The organism is Streptomyces sp. NPDC053432 (assembly GCF_055585365.1).
In genome coordinates this window covers 40,649-58,096 of the sequence record NZ_JBVJKF010000018.1, presented here as the reverse complement: position 1 = coordinate 58,096, position 17,448 = coordinate 40,649, and the positions used below count along the sequence as shown (strand labels likewise).

Here is a 17,448-nt window from a genome sequence, read left to right as displayed (position 1 = left end):
GCCCACCTCACTCTCGACGTACCCGACGGGTGAAGGCTAACCCCCGCTCGACGTGCGCCACGGCCGTCGCCTGCCTCCCCGCCGCCCGGTCCGGCCCCCGGGGACCGGTCACGACCGGGATTCCGGAATCCGCACGTGTAAGGCTCGGATACCGGGGCACAAGCGCGGCTGCAGCCATCGACACACAGGGAGGGATCCGCCACCATGCTCCGTTCGGCCGCAGTCGTGAGCCCTGAACGTACGACGGACCACCACACACCGGCCCCTACGCCGGTCACCCCGGCCGAGGCCGCCCCCGACGCCCCGCTCCCCCGGATCGAGCAGGCCCGGGAGGTCGCGCCGGCGGACGCCAGGGAGCTGTCGAGGCTGTTCTTCGGCAAGCTGCGATCCCTGGAGGAGGGCACGCGGGAGTACCAGTACGCCCGCAACACCCTGATCGAGATGAATCTCTCCCTCGTGCACTACGCGGCCCGCCGCTTCCGCACCCGGGTCGCCGGGGGCGGGCTCGACATGAACGACATCATCCAGGTCGGGACGATAGGGCTGATCAAGGCCATCGACCGGTACGAACCGGAGCGCGAGGTCGAGTTCTCGACCCTCGCCCTCCCGTACATCACCGGTGAGATCAAGCGGCATTTCCGCGACACGACCTGGGCCGTCCACGTCCCGCGCCGCCTGCAGGAACTGCGCTCCGTGCTCGCCAAGACGCAGGAGGCCCTCACCGAGACACTGCACCGGGCCCCGACGGTCAAGGAGGTCGCGCAGCACCTCGACCTGTCGGAGGAAGAGGTGCTGGACGGTCTGGTCGCGGCGAACGGCTACACCAGCGGCTCGCTCGACACCGCCAGCGAGACGGACACGGACGCGAGCCGCTCCGCCGCCCTGGCCGACAGGCTCGGCGAGAACGACCCGGGGATGGAGCTCTTCGAGGAGTTCCACACCCTCGCCCCGCTGCTGCGTGAGCTGGCTCCGCGGGACCGGCTGATCCTGAGTCTGCGGTTCGGGCAGGAGAAGACCCAGGCCGAGATCGGCGCCGAACTGGGAATCTCGCAGATGCAGGTCTCCCGGCTGCTCTCCCGCACGCTCGCCCGACTGCGCACCGGAATGCTCACCTCGTAGGAGGTACTGGTGGCCCTGACAGCCGTACCGCTGGAAGACCGCGCCGGCGCTCGCCTGAGCGGCAGCGGAGACCTGGACACCCGGCCCGCGCTGTGCGCGGCACTGACCGAGGTCAGCCGGATGACGGGTCCCGTCGTCCACCTCGACCTGTCCGCTGTGAGTTTCCTCGACACGGCCGCCGTGGCCGCCGTCGTGCAGGCATCGGCCCTCTTGCGCGGCCAGGGCAGGCGCCTGCTGCTCCACCACCCGCCCTACTCGCTCCGCAAGGTGGCGGAGATGTTCCCGGACGAATGTGCCGCGCTGGAGGTCGCAGCATGATCACAGTTCCAGCGGCCGACCGGCCCGGGGCTTTCGTCCATCCCGCGCTGTTCTACCGGAGCCCCGACGAGTACCTCGCCGGCGTGGGCGGATTCGTGCGCACCGCGCTCGCGGCGGCCGAACCGGTCCTGGTCGCCGTACCCCCGCCCCGGCTGGGTCCGCTGCGGGAGAGCCTCGGTGGGGAGGCCGCGGGAGTCGAGTTCGTGGACATGTCGCAGCTGGGCCGCAACCCGGGCCGGATCCTCGCCGCACTCCAGGATTTCGCCGGTCGTCACGAGGGTCGGCCCGCCCGGATCGTCGGCGAACCGATATGGCCCGGCCGTTCGCGGGCCGAGGTGCTGGAGGCCACCCGGCACGAGGCCCTGATCAACACGGCCTTCGCCGGCCGCGACGCCACCATCGTGTGCCCGTACGACGTGGCCGGTCTCTCCGCCGGCGTGGTCGCCGACGCCCGGCGTACGCATCCCACGCTGTGGGGGGCGGGCGGCGAACTGGCGAGCCCCGAGTACACCGACGCCTCCGTCGTGAGCGCTGCATGCGACGTTCCGCTGGTGGAACCGGGCCCGGGAGCGGCGAGCCTGGACTACACGGACGGGGAACTGGCCCGGGTCCGCGAGTTCGCCGAGGCATGGATGCGCGGGACGGCCCTGCCCGCGAGCCGGCGATGCGACCTGGTCCTGGCCATCAGTGAGGCCACGGCCAACTCCCTCGCGCACGGGGGCGGCCGCGGCAGCCTGCGCCTGTGGAGCGTCGACCGGCGGGAGGTCGTGGCCGAGGTCAGGGACGCCGGGCACCTGGCCGATCCGCTCGCGGGCCGCCGCCGTCCCGCGCTCGCCTCCACCCGTGGCGGCCGGGGCCTGTGGATGATCCACCAGTTGTGCGACCTCGTGGAAATCCGGGCCGCGCACTCCGGGCTCACCCTGAGAATGCACATGGCAGACGTCTGAGCACCGTGCCGCCCGAACCGCTCCGGTACTCGACAGCGCCTGAACCGACCGAAGCAACCGGAGACCGAGCGGTAACCACGAGACAAGAGCCGTGTCAGCGGCGGGGGTGAGACCACAGTGACGAGCAGGGGATCGCAGACCGACCGGCGTCCGGCGCAGCGGACCGGGGCACCGGCACAACGCCGGCTCCTGGCATTGGCCGGAGCCCGCGGCCAGGTCGCCAAGGGCCGTGACTTCTTGCGGCAGGCCCTGCGTGACTGGGGCTGGGACGGGAGCCACACCTCGCAGGACGCCTTGCTCGTCATCTCCGAACTCGTCGCCAACGCCGTTCTGCACGCGGGCGGTTGCCTCCAGCTGGTCCTGTCCCGGGGCGACGGCGTCCTGCGCATGGAGGTGTTCGACGGCTCCACGGCACTGCCCCGCCGCCGCTCCTCGCCCCGGCCCGGGGCGCCGGGCGGCCACGGGCTCCACATCATCGACCGGCTCTGCGACCGGTGGGGTGCGCAGGCGCACGCCCGGGGCAAGCTGGTGTGGGCGGAGATCGACGCCTCCCGGCTGCTCTCCGGCATGCCCGTGACCGGTTGAGCGCACCACGCGGCCGTCGCCACGGACCTCGCCCGCAACTCCCGCCTGACGGGCCGTTTCGTTTTCCGGACGGCCGCGGCGGATCAGTTCGCCCGGCGGCTTTCGCCGCGGGCCGCGGGTCGATGGAGTGGGCACATGCCACCCCCAAAGCTCCCGGCCGCGGAGTCTCCCGGAGAAGGACACGCGGGCTCGGACTGCGAACGGGTCCGGCGTGTCCTGGCTCGGGCCGGCTTCGACACGTCCTCGCGCGAGGGGGAGGGCCTTCGCGTGTGGCCCACGCCTGCGGGGGTCATGGTGGGGTGGGTCGCCCACGAGGTGCTGCGGCCGACCGTCCAGGTGCACGGCCACGAGGAGGACCTGTCCCGGTTCACGAACCTGGCGGGTCTGCACAAGGCGCTCCAGACGGCGCTGGCCGAGATCCTCCGCGAGGCGGGCCTCGACGTCGCGCCGCACGGGGAGCGCCTGCTGGCCGTCCTGCCGGGGACCGCACCGGTGGACGGAGGGGGCGGAGCTGCGGGCTGACGGCTCAGGACCCCGCCAGGGTGTGCCGGGGCGAGACCCCGTACGCCTTGCGGTAGGCCGCCGAGAAGCGCCCGTGGTGATGGAAGCCCCAGCGGTGGGCGATGTCCGTGACCGTGGACGTCGACGGGTCCGCCGCGACCAGGTCGGCATGGGCGAGAGCCAGTCGTACGCGGCGCAGGTAGGCCATCGGGGTCATGCCGAGGTGGCCGCGGAAGGCGTACTGCAGGGCCCGCGGTGTGACGCCCGCGGCGGCGGCCATCTCCGTCAGGCCGATTTCGGCGGCCGGATGCGACTCGATGAAGGCGACGGCCCGGCGCACCGTCTCCGGGGTCGCGTCCCTGGTGTCGGCGAGCGCCCGGGCAGGACGGGCGTCGGTGGGGAAGGCGGCGAGGACCATCGCGGCGAGCATCCTTGCCGCCGCGTCGACCACCAGCGGTTCGCCGGTCGCCGGCGAGTCCAGGACGCTCTCCACGTAGTCGACGGTCCTCTTCCACTGATCCGCCATCACCCCCGAGACCGGGGTGAGACGGGTGAAGCGCAGCGGGCGGGAGGCCTGCCCGGCCGGGCGGCCCGAGACCTGCTCCAGGTAGGCGAGCGGCAGTGACACCGCGCGCAACTCGGCCGAGTACACGCGGCCGGCATAGGGAAGATGGGGCTGTGAGATCGCCAGGACGTCTCCCGGTCCGGCCTCGGTGACGTCGTCCGCGCACTCGCGGGCCATGCGGCCGCCGGCCACGTCCGTGATGGCCACGGAGCCGAGCGGGTCGGTCGTGTAGGCGTACTCCGCCGGCAGCGCGATGGTACTGACCGACATCGGCCCGGCTCCGGTGCGGGTGTAGCGGAAGGAGCCGTGCCGCGCCGGCGTCTTCATGCGCAGACTCGTCCCGTAGGCCGCCTTCAGCCAGTCGCCGGCCACGTCCGCGTCGGTGGTCCGCAGGCTGTATCCGCCCTGCTTCTCGGCATGGGGCTGCTGTCCGTGCATGAGGTCGGGCCTTCCGTTCCGCGGCGAGCGCGGCACGGAGGAGCTGCGCGCACCCAGCGTACGGTGCGATGCGGGTGGGCCGGGGCGCTCCTCGGCCGGCCGGCGGGGACGGCTGTCCGGCCGGCGGACCGCAGCGGAGTTCTCCCGCGCACCGGTCAACAGTTCTCCTAAACGCGCGAGCAGTGGGTACGGACTTCTGCTGATGGCAACCGGCCTTCAGGATGGGGCGAGAAAGCCCGGAGCACTGCCACCGTTCCGCGGTGGAGGCGGAGTTGCCCGTCTCCCCCACCGCCGGACGGCCGCCCGGCGCTCTCGCCCCGAGCCGTCACCGACCAGAGGAAGTCGAGCCACCCATGCGGTACCGCACCATCGGCCACACCGCCGTCAGCGCCATAGGCCTGGGCGCCATGCCCCTGTCCATCGAGCACCGGCCCGGCGAGGCGCGTGCCGTCGCCACCATCCACGCCGCCCTCGACGCCGGCGTCACGCTCATCGACACCGCCGACAGCTACCACTGGCACGCCGGCGAGGCAGGTCACAACGAGGAGCTCATCGCCCGCGCCCTCGCCCGCTACGGCGGTGACACCTCGGGCGTCCTGGTGGCCACCAAGGGCGGCCGCGGCCGCCCGGGAGACGGCAGTTGGACCGTCACCGCCACCCCCGCACACCTCAAGCGCGCTGCCGAGGCCTCCGCCAAGCGCCTCGGCGCCGACGCCATCGGCCTCTACCAGCTGCACAAGCCCGACCCGGCCGTGCCCTGGGCCGAGTCCGTCGGCGCGCTGCGCGAACTGCTCGACGCCGGCACGATCCGGGCCGCGGGCATCTCCAACGTCACGTGTGAGCAGATCCGCCAGGCGCACCTGATCCTCGGCGACGGACTCGTCTCCGTGCAGAACCAGTACTCCCCCGTCGTGCGCGACAGCGAGCCCGAGCTGCGGCTGAGCACGGAGCTGGGACTGGCCTTCCTGCCCTGGAGCCCGCTCGGCGGCATCTCGCGCAGTTCCCTCGACGGCCCGTCCGGCCCGGCCTCCAGCGGCAGCGCCTCCACCGGCACCGCCTCCACCTGCACCGCCTTCCACCGCATCGCCGCCGAGCGCGGTGTCAGCCCCCAACAGGTCGCCCTGGCCTGGCTGCTCGCCCGCTCCCCCGCCGTGATCCCGGTACCGGGAGCCAGCCGTCCGGCCTCCGTCACGGACTCGGCCGGGGCGACGGAGCTCACGCTGAGCGCCGAGGAGCTGGCGCGGCTGGATGCGTGAACAGCCCGGAACCGGCCACCCGGTCCCGCCGTAAGACTTCCGTCATCAGCGATGCCCTGGGCCCCCTGGTCCCCATGACGTTGAATGCGTCCTGAACATCGATGAAGGAGCGCGAAGTGGTACGTGAGGGCGGGCGGCGCAGGCCGCTGACGATCGTGGCGGTGGCGGTGGCAACCGTGCTGGTGGCATTGGGGCTGTACTGGTTCGAGCCGTGGAAGCTGTGGCAGGACCAGAGGGTCAGCGAGGCGCTGCCCAGTGCGGCTCCGAGCAGGCCGGCCGCAGGCTCCGCCTCCGCCGCGCCGGGTCCGGCCTCGCCGCGCACGATCGCCCAGGGAAGCCTGATCAGCCACGAGCACACGACTTCGGGCACGGTGAAGATCGTCCGGCTGCCGGACGGCTCGCACACCCTGCGCCTGGAGGGACTGGACACGAGCAACGGGCCGGACCTGAGGGTGTGGCTGACCGACGCCCCGGTGAAGGAGGGCACCGCGGGATGGCGGGTCTTCGACGACGGCAAGTACGTCAGCCTCGGCAAGCTCAAGGGCAACAAGGGTGACCAGAACTACCCGATCCCCGCGGACGTGAAGCTCTCCGAGTACAGCAGCGTCACCATCTGGTGCGACCGCTTCGACGTCTCCTTCGGCGCTGCCGCCCTGAGCCCTGCCTGACGTCGGCCTACCTCCAACCACTCCCGGGACAACCGCCCGGCAATAAAACGGATAGCTAATCCGCATATGTGTTACGGTCAAGCAACCGGATGACCTATCCGGATGCCTACCGAGGGTGGACGAATCATGAGGAAGACAGCCGTGGTGACGGCCGGTACAGCCGGCATCGGCTTGGAGACTGCGCTGGGTCTGGCTGCGGCCGGGTTCTCGGTCACCGTGGTCGGGCGCAACCCCGACCGGGGCGCGCGGGCGATAGAACGGATCAACTCGACGAACCCCGCCCATGCCGCCCGCTTCCTGGCCGCCGACCTCGCCTCGCTCGACGAAGTACGCGCGCTCGCCGGCCGGCTGTCCGCCGACCATGCCGCCGCGGGGACACCGCTGACCGTGCTGGTCAACAACGTCGGGGCGATGTTCGCCGACCGGCAGGACGTGGACGGCGTCGAGGCGTCCTTCGTCGTCAACCACCTCTCGCCCTACCTCCTGACCGAACTGCTGCTGCCCACACTGACGGCCGGCGCGCCGAGCAGGATCGTGAACGTCACCTCGGGCGCGGTCGGAGTCGCGAAGCGGGCGTTCGACGGCGTCGAACCGCCCGGCGGCTACTACGGCTTCCACTGGTACGGCCGCGCCAAGCTCGCCAATCTCGCCTACACGCTCGACCTGGCGAAGCGGCTGGACGGCACGGGCGTATCGGTGTTCGCCGCCGACCCCGGCGGCGCCGCGACCGACATGACCGACGGCACCATGACCGATCCGAAGATCGTCTCCCCCGCCCTGCGGCTGCTGTGGCCGCTGGTTCGCCGCAAGTTCGAACGCTCCACCTCCGGCCCGGCCTCCGCGGCGGCCAGGCCCTCGATCACCGCGGCCACCGACGAAGCCCTGGGGGGTCGTACCGGCATCCTCATCGATGCCCGGTCGCGCCCGGCGACCCCGCCCCGCACTGCTGCCGACCCCCGGGTGGCCGCGGCCGTACGCCGGCTCAGCGAACGCCACGCGCCCCTTGCGCCCGCCTGACCTGCCCGCACGCGCCCAACGGGCGGGCCGCGACCGGGACATCCCGGATGGGCTATCCGATTAGGATGTCCCCATGACGACGACACCCCTGCGCAAGGACGCGGCCCGCAACTGGGACCGGATCGTCGCCGTGGCCCGCACGCTGGTCGACGAGGGCACACCGTTGCAGCTCAACGACGTCGCCCGGCGTACCGGAGTCGGCGTCGGAACCGTCTACCGCCACTTCGCCACGCCCGAGGCCCTGCTGGAAGCCGTCGCCACGCCTTCCCTGGAAGCCCTGGTCGCACACGGCGAGCAGGCGCTGGCCGGCGCCGCCCCCTGGCCGGGGCTCGAGAGCCTCCTCACCCGCACCGTGGAGGCGCAGGTGACCGACGCCTCACTGGCCCCCGTCACCGCCGCAGCCGTGGACGCCCTGCCACGCACCACGGAACTCAAGCAGTCCCTGTGGTCGGTCGGCGCCGCGCTCCTCGACCGGGCCAGGGAGGCCGGAGCGGTCCGCCCCGACCTGACCTCCGGTGACCTCGTCCCGCTCATGTGCGGGATCGCCCACGCCGTGGACATCCAGGCCGGCACCCCCGCCGACCGGATCACCACCGCCCACCGGTACCTGTCGGCACTCCTCGAAGGCCTGCGCACCACGCCCCCTCCCCAGGCATGAGCAACGCCCGGTGAGCCGAAGGTCGCGCGCTCTGGGCGTGTTTCCCGGCACTTGCGCGATGATGGAAGTGTGACGGGGCGGATACGGGCAGGGCTCGGTGGTGCGGTTGTGCTCGGTGGTGCGGTTGCCGGCGGCATCGAGGCGGGTCGGTGACCGGGCTGGGAACGGCGTGGCGTCGGCGCGGCCAGTGGGTGGCCGACTCCGTCGTCCACGGCTCACTGGTCCAGGTCCACGGCGTCACCGGGGACGTGTCGGTCAATGTCCCCGGCGGGGACAGGCAGTTGTACCGGGTCGGGGAATTTCCGACGGACCGGCCGCGGCTCTCGGCCAAGCGTGCCCGCAGCCAGCCCGCCCGGCTGCTGCAGTCCCGGTACGCGGTGATCGACTTCATCGGCCGCGAGAGTGAACTCGGGGACCTGGCGGCGTGGCGGGACGACGACGCCCCCGTATCGGTTCTCCTGCTCCACGGACCGGGCGGACAGGGAAAGACCAGGCTGGCCGACGAGTTCGCGCGGATCAGCCGCGACGCGGGCTGGCAGGTGCTGCAGGCCCGTCACGCGGGCGACCCCGTCACCGGTGGCGTGCCCGGACAGCCCCGGTCCGCGCTCGGCGGGCCGGCCGACGGCCCGGGCGTCCTGATGGTGGTCGACTACGCCGAGCGGTGGCCCGCGGCCGATCTGCGGGAACTGCTCGCCGACGCGACCCGGCAAGCGCACCGCGCCCGCGTCCTGCTGATCTCCCGTCCGGCCGGGCTGTGGTGGCAGACCCTGGCCAACGACCTGGATCGTATGGAGATCGAGACCGCTGAACTGACCCTGCGCGGGCTGGCGGACGACGACGCCACGAGCCCCGAGGCCCTCTTCACTATCGCCCGTGACCGCTTCGCCGAAAGACTGGAGGTCCCCGGCACCAGCGGCCTGGCCATGCCCTCGGAGGTCCGGAAGAACCCGGAGTTCCGGCAGGCCCTGGCCCTGCAGATGGCCGCCCTCGTGGTCGTCGACGCACATCACTGCGAGGCCGAGGGCGATCGGGGCGTGCGTCCCGCCCTGAACGATCCCGCGGAGGTATCCGCGTACCTGCTCCTGCGCGAGCGGGCCCACTGGGACAAACTCCATGCCCACGGCCGCGTCCACGTCCCCGCCGACGCACTGGGGCAGACCGCCTACGCCGCAGCGCTGGTCGGTCCTCAGACCCACGCCGACGGACTGAGCGTCATCGCCCGGATCGGGGTCGGCAGCACCGAGCCCGGTGACCGCGTCCTCAAGGACCACGCCCTCGCCTACCCGCCGGGTTCCACCGACGGCGACCCCGGCGACGCGAGGGTCCTGGAGCCCCTCTACCCGGACCGCCTCGCCGAGGACTTCCTCGCCCTGACAGTGCCCGGCCACCGTCTGGCACACGTCTACGCACCGGACCCCTGGTCCACCGACGCGCCCCGACGCGTCCTCACCGCCCCCGGCGCGGATCCGTCCGGCACCCCTCCGGCGGCCTGGATCCGCAGCGCCCTCACGGCCCTGATCGCCGCAGCGGACCGCTGGGACCACGTGGTCGGCCGCCAGCTCGTGCCCCTGCTGGAGGACCACCCGCATCTCGCGGTCGAGGCGGGCGGCGCCGCGCTCGCGGCGCTGGCGAAGCTCCCCGGTCTGGAGCCGCCCGTACTGGAGGCGATCGAACGCTGCCTGCCCCAGGGCCGGCACCCGGACTTCGATGCCGGCTCTGCTGCCGTGGCCTCCCGCCTGACACCCCACCGCCTCGCCCGCACCCGGGATCCCCGCGAACGCGCTCGCGTCCACGAAGACCTCGCCAGGCGTCTGCACCACGCCGGCCTGCACGAAGAGGCCGCCGCGGCCGGTCGGGAGACGCTCCTCCCGTTCCTCCGTCCGGACGGCACCATCGCGGCCTTCGAACCCGCCCTCGCCGGAGGGCTCACCAACCTCAGCGTCTACATGTCCGAGGCGGGCCGGGGCGAGGATGCCCTTGCGCCCGCCAAGGAGGCCGTGGCCATCCGCCGCCGGCTGGCGGAAGCCGAACCCAGCGCCCATCACTACGAAACCCTCGCCGTGGCGCTGACGAACCTCGGCGCCTCCCTCTCCGAACTCGGAAGGCCGCAGGAGGGAATCATCCCGACCCGGGAGGCCGTGGCCATCCGCCGCCGGCTGGCGGAAGGCGATCCGGCCGCCCACCGGCACCGCCTCGCCAGTGCGTTGACCAACCTCGGCGGCGACCTGGCCGATGTCGGTCAGGCGGACGAGGCGGTGGTCGTCACCCAGGAAGCCGTCTCGCTCTTCCGGAGCGTGACGGGGGCCGGATCTGTCGCCCATCAGCACACGTTCGCGGCGGCGTTGATGAACCTCGGCATCCAGCTGGCGCAGGCGGGGCGGCCCGATGAGGGTCTCGTGCCCGCCCAGGAAGCCGTCGCCCTCTTCCGTCGCCTCACCGAGGCCAACCGGAAGGCTTTCGAAGTGAACTTGGCGAGCGCCCTGTCCAGTCTCGGCAACCGCCTCGCAGCGGTCGGACGTCACGCCGAAGCCACTGCCGCCGCGCAAGAGGCCCAGGCGATCCGTCTCCGCCGTGCGGCGGCCAGGACTCCCTGACTTGCGCTTCCTGACCCGCCCGCCACTCGCCTCGGCGGGACGGGCGTCAGTCGTGCTGCCGCTGGACCAGATCGCCGTCGACCTCCGCGCGGCTCACGATCTGCTCACCCGGCCCTTGCATCTCCTGCTTGAGCGAGCGGCCTTTGACGTCCTCGAACTGCTGACGGCGGTCCGTCCGCTGATCCGACTTCGTCAGCCACACCTGCAGCAGCACCCCTACGATCAGCACGGCGGCCGTGCAGGCCGCCCATGCCAGCGACCATTTCTGCGTCAGCATTCCGGTCGCCACGTTCACGAGCCCCGCCACTACGACCGTCGCCCCTGCCGCCGCCATGCGCTTGCCGGTCATGTCCATCGCGTGACTCCCCCTAGGTGAGCAGCCTCGTTCGAGGCGCATTTCGACTCATCGATAGCATGCCTCACCATGATGCGCGCCTGGATCCTGCCGTTGCTGCTCGTACTCGGTGGTTCAGCCGTCGCGACTGCGCAGATCGTCAAGGGGAGCCCCGGCACGGCCGCGGCGCTCCTGCTGGCGTTCCTGGCTCTCGCCGGCGTGAACTCGCCCCTGATCTTCCCTGGGTCGATCGGTGCGCAGGAGGCACAACGCCGCGGCGCGGCCGACGGCCGGCCGGTCGTCTTCTGGCGGCCGGGCTGCAAGTACTGCATACGGCTGCGCATCCGGCTGGGCCGCAGCGCCGGCAAGGCGCACTGGGTCAACATCTGGCGCGACCCGGCAGGAGCCGCGGCGGTGAGAGCGGCCAACGACGGCAACGAGACCGTGCCGACCGTCGTCGTGGCAGGCCGGGCACACACCAACCCCGATCCCGCATGGGTGCGCGCGTCGATCACGTCGTAGGGGTGGCCGGCGCCCTCCTGGGCTTTACGCCGAGAAGCGGGGCAGGGTCCCGGTGACGCGGTTCCACAGGGAACGAGTGGCGCCGAAGCCGCTCTCGTGTACCCAGACGTGGGTGCAGGCGGGGCACTGGAGATGCAGCAGGCTCCCCGTGTTGGTGAGCAGGTAGCGCCAGTGCGTGGAGCAGCTCCGCCGCTGGCCGCAGGGCTCACAGCCCCGGGCGTCGTCGCACTTCGGGCAGGCCACCCAGGCGCGGCGGCCGGGGTCGGCCTGCGGATCAAGCGGCAGCACGGCCGTCTCCCCTCGCGGGCAGTACGCCGGCCGCGACCAGGTCGTCGTAGAGGCGCTGCTGCTGCGCGTCGAGTCCGGAGTACAGGAGGTCGTACGCGGCTTCCTCGCCGAGCAGTACCTCGACCGGGTCCCAGTCCGGGCCGAGGGCTTCCATGACCTGGGCGCGCCGGAGGACCTCCTGCGAGGTGAGGTCCACCTCGAAGTCGACCAGCGCGGACGCGTCGGTGGCGTCGGGCTCGTCCGGGGAAGGGGTCGGGTCGTGGGGGGCCATACAGTCGAAGTTAGGTAACCCTTCTTTCGCTGGTCAAGGGAGGGTGTGCGGAGTCACAGATCAACGCCGACGCGCGCCGGGTCCCGGCACGCCTGATCCCGGACTGCCACCGGCTGACGACGGCCCGGGAGCGTCAGTACGCTCGGGGCATGCGGATCTGCGTTTCCTCGGACATGGACGAACCGGTGGCACGTGCCCTCCTCGGGGAGCTGCGCGAGCGCGGACACCACGTGGTGGCGTACGGGGCGCTGAGCCCCGGCGACGATCCGCAGTGGGCCGCCTGCTCGAGGGCCGCGGCCCTCGAGGTCGCCGCCGGGAACGCCGACCAGGCCGTCGTGTGCTGCTGGACCGGAACGGGAGCGTCGATCGCGGCGAACAAGGTGCCCGGTGTGCGCGCGGCCCTGTGCACGGACGCGTACACGGCGGACGGTGCGCGCCGCTGGAACGACGCCAACGTGCTCGCGCTCAGCCTGCGCCTGACGTCGCAACCCATGCTGAAGGAGATCCTCGACGCCTGGTTCGCCGCCGAGGCGAGCACGGACCCCGAGGACCGGCAGAACGTGGCGTACCTGCAGGAGCTCGACGAGAGCACGGCCCGACCCTGAAGCCGGCGCGACAGGGGGCCTACTTGGATTCGACCCGTCCTGCCGGGTGGGGTCCGGTCGTCAGCGCCTTGCACGCGGTCTGCCACGCGGGTACGCCGGGGTGGAGCCGGGTACGGAGGTATGCCGCGGTGAGCCGCGCGAGGGCGGCGACGCGCCCGGGGTTCTCGTCGGTGGTCTCGGCGGCGTCGTATCCGGCGATCCCGCCGAGTCCGTGCTCCGCGCCGAACAGGGTGAGCAGGGTCTTGGGTCCGGGAGCGAGGGTGTAGGGGTCGGCGTGCCAGTCCGGCCCCATGTCCGTGAAGTGCCGGGAGTCGTCCTTGTCCCCGGCGACGACCAGCGTGGGCGTGGTCATGGTGGAGAAGTCGACGGCCCCTATGATCGGCCACTGCCGGGCCATGGGCCCGTTGAAGACGTCGCCGCCCCTGCCGGGCGCGGCGAGCAGTACGCCGGCCTTGATCCGCGGCTCGGCGAGGTGCACCACGTTCCCGGTGTAGGGGTCGGTGAGTCCGGCGCCCAGCAGGAGGGCGGCGGTGAAGCCTCCGAGCGAGTGTCCGGCGAGGCCGACCTTGGTGGGGTCGATCCGTCCGGCGAGCTGCGGCACCGCGTTCTCGATCACGTCGAGCCGGTCGAGGATGTGGGTCATGTCCTCGGCGCGGGAGCGCCAGAAGTCGGGTGCTCCGGGGGCGTCGGCGACCAGGTGGCTCAGAGTCCTCGAGGTGAGGTGAGTGGGCTGGACGACGACGAATCCGTGGGCCGCCCAGAAGTTGGCGAGCGGCGCGTAGCCGTTGAGCGAGGAGAGGTTGTTCGAGGGGCCGTGGCCGTGGGAGAGGAGGATGACGGGGAGGCCGGTGCCGGTCGAGGGTGCGGAGACGCGCACGTGGAGATCCACGGGACGTCCGGGCACGGGCAGGACCACGGGACTGAAGGACAGGACCGGAACGGATGTGCCCAAGACGTCGGCGGTGGTGGGTGTGCTCACGGTATGGATTCCCTTTCGGTGGAGCCTGCGGCCCGCCGGTCGCCTGCCGTCGGTGGGCAGACAAAGGCGGTCAGGGGTGTCCCGTCTCGGCTAAGCTGAAACGGAACGCTGCTCCATTTACTATCCGGAGCGTCGCTCCGTTTTGTCAACCGGTATGGAAGGAGAACGTGATGGCCGCCGAGGGTCCCGCAGGGGATTCGCCGTCCCGAAGCAAGCGGGCCGACGCGCAGCGCAACCGGGAGACGGTGCTCACTGCCGCAGCCGAGGTGTTCGTCACCTCCGGCGTCGATGCGCCGATCCGCCGGATCGCGGCCCAGGCGGGCGTCGGGATGGCCACGATCTACCGCCACTTCCCGACCCGGGCGGACCTCGTCACCGCCGTGTACCAGCACCAGATCGAGGCATGCGCCGAAGCGGGCCCGAACTTGCTGGCCGACGCCGATACCCCGCTCGACGCATTGCGCCAATGGATCGACCTCTTCGTCGACTTCCTGGTCACCAAGCACGGCCTCGCCGACGCCCTGCAGTCCGACAGCGACCGCTTCGCCGCACTGCACGCCTACTTCCTCGACCGCCTGCTGCCCGTCTGCGCCCAACTGCTCGACGCCGCCGTGGAGGCCGGCGACATCAGGCCCGGCACACAGCCCTACGAGCTGATGCGCGGCATCGGCAACCTCTGCGTCGGACGCGACAACGACCCCCGCTACGACCCCCGACGCCTGATCGCCCTCCTCCTCCAGGGACTCCAGCGACCCCGCGCGTCGTGACGCCCCGACGGGCGACGGGGCCGCGTCCACAGGACGACCGCCGGCGAGCTGGACTCTCCCCTGGTGGGAGGGTCCACCATGACGGAGTGCACGACGAACTCCTCACCATCGGGCGCTTCGCCCGCCTGTGCCGCCTCAGCGTGAAGCAGCTACGGCACTACGACGACACGGGGCTTCTGGCGCCCAGCCGCGTCAGCGTCGACTCCGGCTACCGCTACTACGCGCCCGAACAGGCCCGTGATGCCCTGACCATCGCCCTGCTGCGCGAGATGGGTCTTCCCCTGGCCGTCATCGCCGAGGCCCTGGCCGCCGGGCCCGAGCGCAGGGCGCAGATCCTGCGCACCGAACGGGATCGGCTGGCCGAGCGGATCAGCAGGGACCAGCTCCGGCTGGAGATGCTGGAGCGGCTGGCGGAAGACGGCCTGCCCGGCTACGAGGTGACTCTGGGCAGGGAGCCGGAACGACGGCTGGTGGTGGTGCGCGCGGTCTGCACCCCCACGGAGATCGGAACCGTGGTCGGGGAGTGCGCAAGCCGGCTGCTGCCCGTGCTCGCCGGGACGGACATCCCCTGGAAGCCGCCGTTGTGGGGGCTGTACCCGCTGGACCTGGAGGAGCGGATGGAGATCGCCGTCGGGGCGCAGACCGCGCGGGAGGCCGAAGTGCCCGGCCTGGCGTACGAGGTGCTGCCCGGGGGACCCGTCGCCGAGACCACGCACATCGGGCCGTATACGCAGCTGCCCCTGGCCTACAACGCGCTCTTCGCCGCCGTCCACGAGCGCGGACTGCGCCCCGCCGGCACACCCGTGCGCGAGGAGTACCTCGTCGGTCCGGGCGAAGCGCCGCGAGGAGAACTGATGACCCGACTGATCATCCCCGTCCAGGAGAACACGGCATGAGCACGGTGACGGGCCTCGACACCCGCGGCACGCAGCACTGCGAGACGTCGGCCCTGGGGGTGCTGCTGCGACACCACGGACTCGATCTGTCCGAGCCCATGCTGTTCGGCCTCGGCGCCGGCCTCTCCTTCGTCTACTGGGACGGCAAGAACATGGGCTTCCCCTTCCTCGGGGGACGGGTCAAGCCGTTCGACCTCACGAGAAACCTGGCCGCCCGGCTCGGGCTGGAACTCGTGGTCCAGGAGACCGCCTCCCCGCGCAGGGCATGGGACAGCGTGGCGGCCTCGGTCGACGCCGGCCGCCCCGTCGGACTCCAGCTCGACAGCCGCTACCTGGACTACTTCACCTCGAAGGTCCACTTCGGCGGCCACGTCGTCGCCCTGTACGGCTACGACGACCACAACGCCTACCTCGTGGACACCGACCAGCAAGGCGGAGCTGTCTCCACCAGCCTGACCGGCCTCGCCCGCGCCAGGGCCGCGCGCGGACCGATGACCGCCGGGCACCGCTCCTTCACCCTCGCCGCTCCAAGGGACCTGCCCGCCCCGCACGGACGGATCGTCCCCGCCATCACCGCCTGCGCCGACGCCTTCCTCCACCCGCCCATCTCCAACCTCGGTCACCGCGGCATCGAGAAGGCCGGCAAGCTGGCGCGCACGTGGCTCCGCCGTACCGAGGACCCGCGGCGGGACCTGCCACAGGCCGCCCTGCTGATGGAGAAGGCCGGCACCGGCGGAGCCCTGTTCCGCAACCTCTACCGCGACTTCCTCGCCGAATGCACCGATCTGCTCGACAGCGGACACCTGCGCACCGGCCACGCGCTGTACACCGAGGCGGCCGTGCTCTGGACGGAAGCGGCGGCACTCATCGGGAAGGCCGGCGAATCGGGTGATGCACAGTACCTCGACCGGGCCGGCTCGCTCCTCGATGACCTCTCACGTGTGGAGCGCGAGGCCATGCAGGTGCTGAGCCGCCTGGGGAGCGCGGGACCCCGGGAGTTCCCGTAAACCCCGTACGGCGGCGGCTACTGGATGCTCGTGAGATGCGGGTGTCCCGGCTCGGCGGGGCAGGCGAAGATGTTCAGCTTGCCCCACCGGCCCACCGAGACCCGGGTGGGTTCACTGTCCTTGCCGGCCGCCGGACCGCGTTCCTCCAGCGGTATCCAGCTGCTGCTTCCGCCGTCCCACTCCTTGCTGTCGACGGTCAGCAGCAGCTCCATCGGGGCCGCGCAGACGGGGCAGTCCGTGGCCGCGGCGTCGGTCAGGTTCCATGACGCGTAACCCCCCGCACGCCAGCCGGGCGGGATGGACAGGTCGAACTGGTAGGTCGGCCAGTCCCATTCCTCCAGGTCCGCTTCCTCGGCCTCCTCCTCGAGGGCCTCTTCCCTGGCTTCGATCAGGGCGCACAGCTCTTCGGGCAGCAGCTCCGCGAAGGGGTACGTGGCCACTTGCTCGGGGTACAGCACACACGGCTCGGGTACGTATCCCTCGAAGCCGACGACCTCGGGCACGGGCGGCCGCACCAGCGTCTCGACGACCTCCCACGACCGGCGCCAGCGCAGGTCCAGCAGCATGCCGGTCCGATGCTCGCCGTGCGCGTCGAAGGGACACCAGAACACCTGGAGCAGATCGTGGTCCGCTGGCCCCGCGAGCAGGTCGGGCACGTCCCGGCGGTACAGCTGGGCCAGACCGATCATGGGGAGCGGGTCCTTCTCCGTCTCCCCGCTCGCCCCCGCCGTCCGGTGCCCGCGCCTGAGCTCCTCGAGGAGCCGCCGCTCCTCGTCCGTGGGCCCGGAGCCCGGGTTCCGGGCCCACGCGTCGGCCGACAGCTGCCGCTCCCGGTGGATGTCCGCGGGACGGCGGCCGCGGCCGTGGGAGTGCGGATCGGTGCAGAGCGGCCACGGCTCGTCGGCCGGCCAGAGCATCGGCCCGCCGACGGAGCTCATCGACGCGTCGGGGGTGCCCGGCCGCGGGTGCAGGCGGGTCGTCGTCCCTCGGTGGGCGGCGAGCCCGGGGAAGAGTTCCTCGACGTCGAGCGGGCGCGGTGGCGTGGTCCTCGTCATGATCCCGAACCCTACGACCGCGGCCGCCGCGGCACTCCGGCGGCCCGGACGCCGGACG

At 72.1% G+C, this 17,448-nt stretch carries 21 protein-coding genes; 15 read left to right on the top strand and 6 right to left on the bottom strand.

The window, feature by feature from the left end:
• Positions 1–204: 204 nt before the first annotated feature.
• The 5 genes from ACZ6Y1_RS26590 to ACZ6Y1_RS26570 all read left to right on the top strand — a co-directional run bounded on the left by ACZ6Y1_RS26590 (position 205) and on the right by ACZ6Y1_RS26570 (position 3,491).
• Positions 205–1,119: a SigB/SigF/SigG family RNA polymerase sigma factor gene (locus ACZ6Y1_RS26590; RefSeq protein WP_469634716.1), complete on the top strand. Its 915-nt coding sequence runs from the start codon at positions 205–207 to the stop codon at positions 1,117–1,119.
• A 9-nt stretch (positions 1,120–1,128) separates the two neighbouring features.
• Positions 1,129–1,437: an STAS domain-containing protein gene (locus tag ACZ6Y1_RS26585; protein WP_469634713.1), complete on the top strand. Its 309-nt coding sequence runs from the start codon at positions 1,129–1,131 to the stop codon at positions 1,435–1,437.
• Positions 1,434–2,384: an anti-sigma factor RsbA family regulatory protein gene (locus ACZ6Y1_RS26580; RefSeq protein ID WP_469634710.1), complete on the top strand. Its 951-nt coding sequence runs from the start codon at positions 1,434–1,436 to the stop codon at positions 2,382–2,384. Before ACZ6Y1_RS26585 ends, ACZ6Y1_RS26580 begins: the two co-directional genes overlap by 4 nt.
• Before the next feature lie 117 nt (positions 2,385–2,501).
• The gene (locus ACZ6Y1_RS26575) at positions 2,502–2,969 is read left to right on the top strand and encodes an ATP-binding protein (protein ID WP_469634707.1); all 468 of its coding nucleotides are present in this window, start codon (positions 2,502–2,504) and stop codon (positions 2,967–2,969) included.
• 267 nt (positions 2,970–3,236) lie between these two features.
• Positions 3,237–3,491 (top strand): hypothetical protein, encoded by a 255-nt coding sequence (locus ACZ6Y1_RS26570; RefSeq protein WP_469634704.1) that lies wholly within the window; start codon positions 3,237–3,239, stop codon positions 3,489–3,491.
• Positions 3,492–3,495: 4 nt separating this feature from the next.
• Here the strand turns inward: ACZ6Y1_RS26570 and ACZ6Y1_RS26565 are convergent, their stop codons facing one another.
• Positions 3,496–4,473: a helix-turn-helix transcriptional regulator gene (locus tag ACZ6Y1_RS26565; RefSeq protein ID WP_469634701.1), complete on the bottom strand. Its 978-nt coding sequence runs from the start codon at positions 4,471–4,473 to the stop codon at positions 3,496–3,498.
• A 353-nt stretch (positions 4,474–4,826) separates the two neighbouring features.
• Here ACZ6Y1_RS26565 and ACZ6Y1_RS26560 point away from each other — a divergent pair, with 353 nt between their 5' ends.
• From ACZ6Y1_RS26560 to ACZ6Y1_RS26540, 5 genes are all read left to right on the top strand, one after another.
• Positions 4,827–5,729, top strand: a complete 903-nt coding sequence (locus tag ACZ6Y1_RS26560; RefSeq protein ID WP_469634698.1) for an aldo/keto reductase — start codon at positions 4,827–4,829, stop codon at positions 5,727–5,729.
• 116 nt (positions 5,730–5,845) lie between these two features.
• Positions 5,846–6,397 carry a DM13 domain-containing protein gene (locus ACZ6Y1_RS26555; RefSeq protein WP_469634695.1) on the top strand — a complete coding sequence of 184 codons (552 nt, stop codon included), beginning with the start codon at positions 5,846–5,848 and terminating at the stop codon, positions 6,395–6,397.
• Between the two features lie 126 nt (positions 6,398–6,523).
• Entirely contained in the window at positions 6,524–7,414 is an 891-nt protein-coding gene (locus tag ACZ6Y1_RS26550) for an SDR family NAD(P)-dependent oxidoreductase (protein WP_469634692.1), read from the top strand.
• Between the two features lie 73 nt (positions 7,415–7,487).
• Positions 7,488–8,072, top strand: coding sequence for a TetR/AcrR family transcriptional regulator (locus ACZ6Y1_RS26545; protein ID WP_469634689.1), 585 nt, complete (start codon positions 7,488–7,490; stop codon positions 8,070–8,072).
• A 149-nt stretch (positions 8,073–8,221) separates the two neighbouring features.
• Complete coding sequence (locus ACZ6Y1_RS26540) at positions 8,222–10,666, top strand: ATP-binding protein (RefSeq protein ID WP_469634686.1); 2,445 nt, start codon at positions 8,222–8,224, stop codon at positions 10,664–10,666.
• Between the two features lie 46 nt (positions 10,667–10,712).
• Here the strand turns inward: ACZ6Y1_RS26540 and ACZ6Y1_RS26535 are convergent, their stop codons facing one another.
• Positions 10,713–11,021, bottom strand: coding sequence for a hypothetical protein (locus tag ACZ6Y1_RS26535; protein ID WP_469634683.1), 309 nt, complete (start codon positions 11,019–11,021; stop codon positions 10,713–10,715).
• Positions 11,022–11,090: 69 nt separating this feature from the next.
• On the opposite strand from ACZ6Y1_RS26535, the gene ACZ6Y1_RS26530 reads away from it, so the two are divergent.
• Positions 11,091–11,522, top strand: coding sequence for a glutaredoxin domain-containing protein (locus ACZ6Y1_RS26530; RefSeq protein ID WP_469634680.1), 432 nt, complete (start codon positions 11,091–11,093; stop codon positions 11,520–11,522).
• Positions 11,523–11,546: 24 nt separating this feature from the next.
• On the opposite strand, the gene ACZ6Y1_RS26525 is transcribed toward ACZ6Y1_RS26530, so the two are convergent.
• Together ACZ6Y1_RS26525 and ACZ6Y1_RS26520 are read right to left on the bottom strand one after the other, a co-directional pair.
• Positions 11,547–11,810, bottom strand: coding sequence for a hypothetical protein (locus ACZ6Y1_RS26525; RefSeq protein WP_469634677.1), 264 nt, complete (start codon positions 11,808–11,810; stop codon positions 11,547–11,549).
• A complete protein-coding gene (locus tag ACZ6Y1_RS26520) occupies positions 11,797–12,081 on the bottom strand; it encodes a DUF6400 family protein (protein ID WP_469634674.1) in 285 nt (94 codons plus the stop codon). The genes ACZ6Y1_RS26525 and ACZ6Y1_RS26520 overlap by 14 nt, the downstream gene beginning before the upstream one ends.
• Before the next feature lie 149 nt (positions 12,082–12,230).
• On the opposite strand from ACZ6Y1_RS26520, the gene ACZ6Y1_RS26515 reads away from it, so the two are divergent.
• The gene (locus ACZ6Y1_RS26515; RefSeq protein WP_469634672.1) at positions 12,231–12,686 is read left to right on the top strand and encodes an RpiB/LacA/LacB family sugar-phosphate isomerase; all 456 of its coding nucleotides are present in this window, start codon (positions 12,231–12,233) and stop codon (positions 12,684–12,686) included.
• 19 nt (positions 12,687–12,705) lie between these two features.
• On the opposite strand, the gene ACZ6Y1_RS26510 is transcribed toward ACZ6Y1_RS26515, so the two are convergent.
• Positions 12,706–13,665: an alpha/beta hydrolase family protein gene (locus tag ACZ6Y1_RS26510; RefSeq protein ID WP_469634670.1), complete on the bottom strand. Its 960-nt coding sequence runs from the start codon at positions 13,663–13,665 to the stop codon at positions 12,706–12,708.
• A 170-nt stretch (positions 13,666–13,835) separates the two neighbouring features.
• On the opposite strand from ACZ6Y1_RS26510, the gene ACZ6Y1_RS26505 reads away from it, so the two are divergent.
• From ACZ6Y1_RS26505 to ACZ6Y1_RS26495, 3 genes are all read left to right on the top strand, one after another.
• Positions 13,836–14,432 (top strand): TetR/AcrR family transcriptional regulator, encoded by a 597-nt coding sequence (locus ACZ6Y1_RS26505; RefSeq protein WP_469634667.1) that lies wholly within the window; start codon positions 13,836–13,838, stop codon positions 14,430–14,432.
• Positions 14,433–14,518: 86 nt separating this feature from the next.
• Entirely contained in the window at positions 14,519–15,328 is an 810-nt protein-coding gene (locus ACZ6Y1_RS26500) for a MerR family transcriptional regulator (protein WP_469634664.1), read from the top strand.
• Entirely contained in the window at positions 15,325–16,335 is a 1,011-nt protein-coding gene (locus ACZ6Y1_RS26495; RefSeq protein WP_469634661.1) for a BtrH N-terminal domain-containing protein, read from the top strand. Before ACZ6Y1_RS26500 ends, ACZ6Y1_RS26495 begins: the two co-directional genes overlap by 4 nt.
• Before the next feature lie 17 nt (positions 16,336–16,352).
• Here the strand turns inward: ACZ6Y1_RS26495 and ACZ6Y1_RS26490 are convergent, their stop codons facing one another.
• A complete protein-coding gene (locus tag ACZ6Y1_RS26490; protein WP_469634658.1) occupies positions 16,353–17,390 on the bottom strand; it encodes a hypothetical protein in 1,038 nt (345 codons plus the stop codon).
• Between the last annotated feature and the right edge of the window lie 58 nt (positions 17,391–17,448).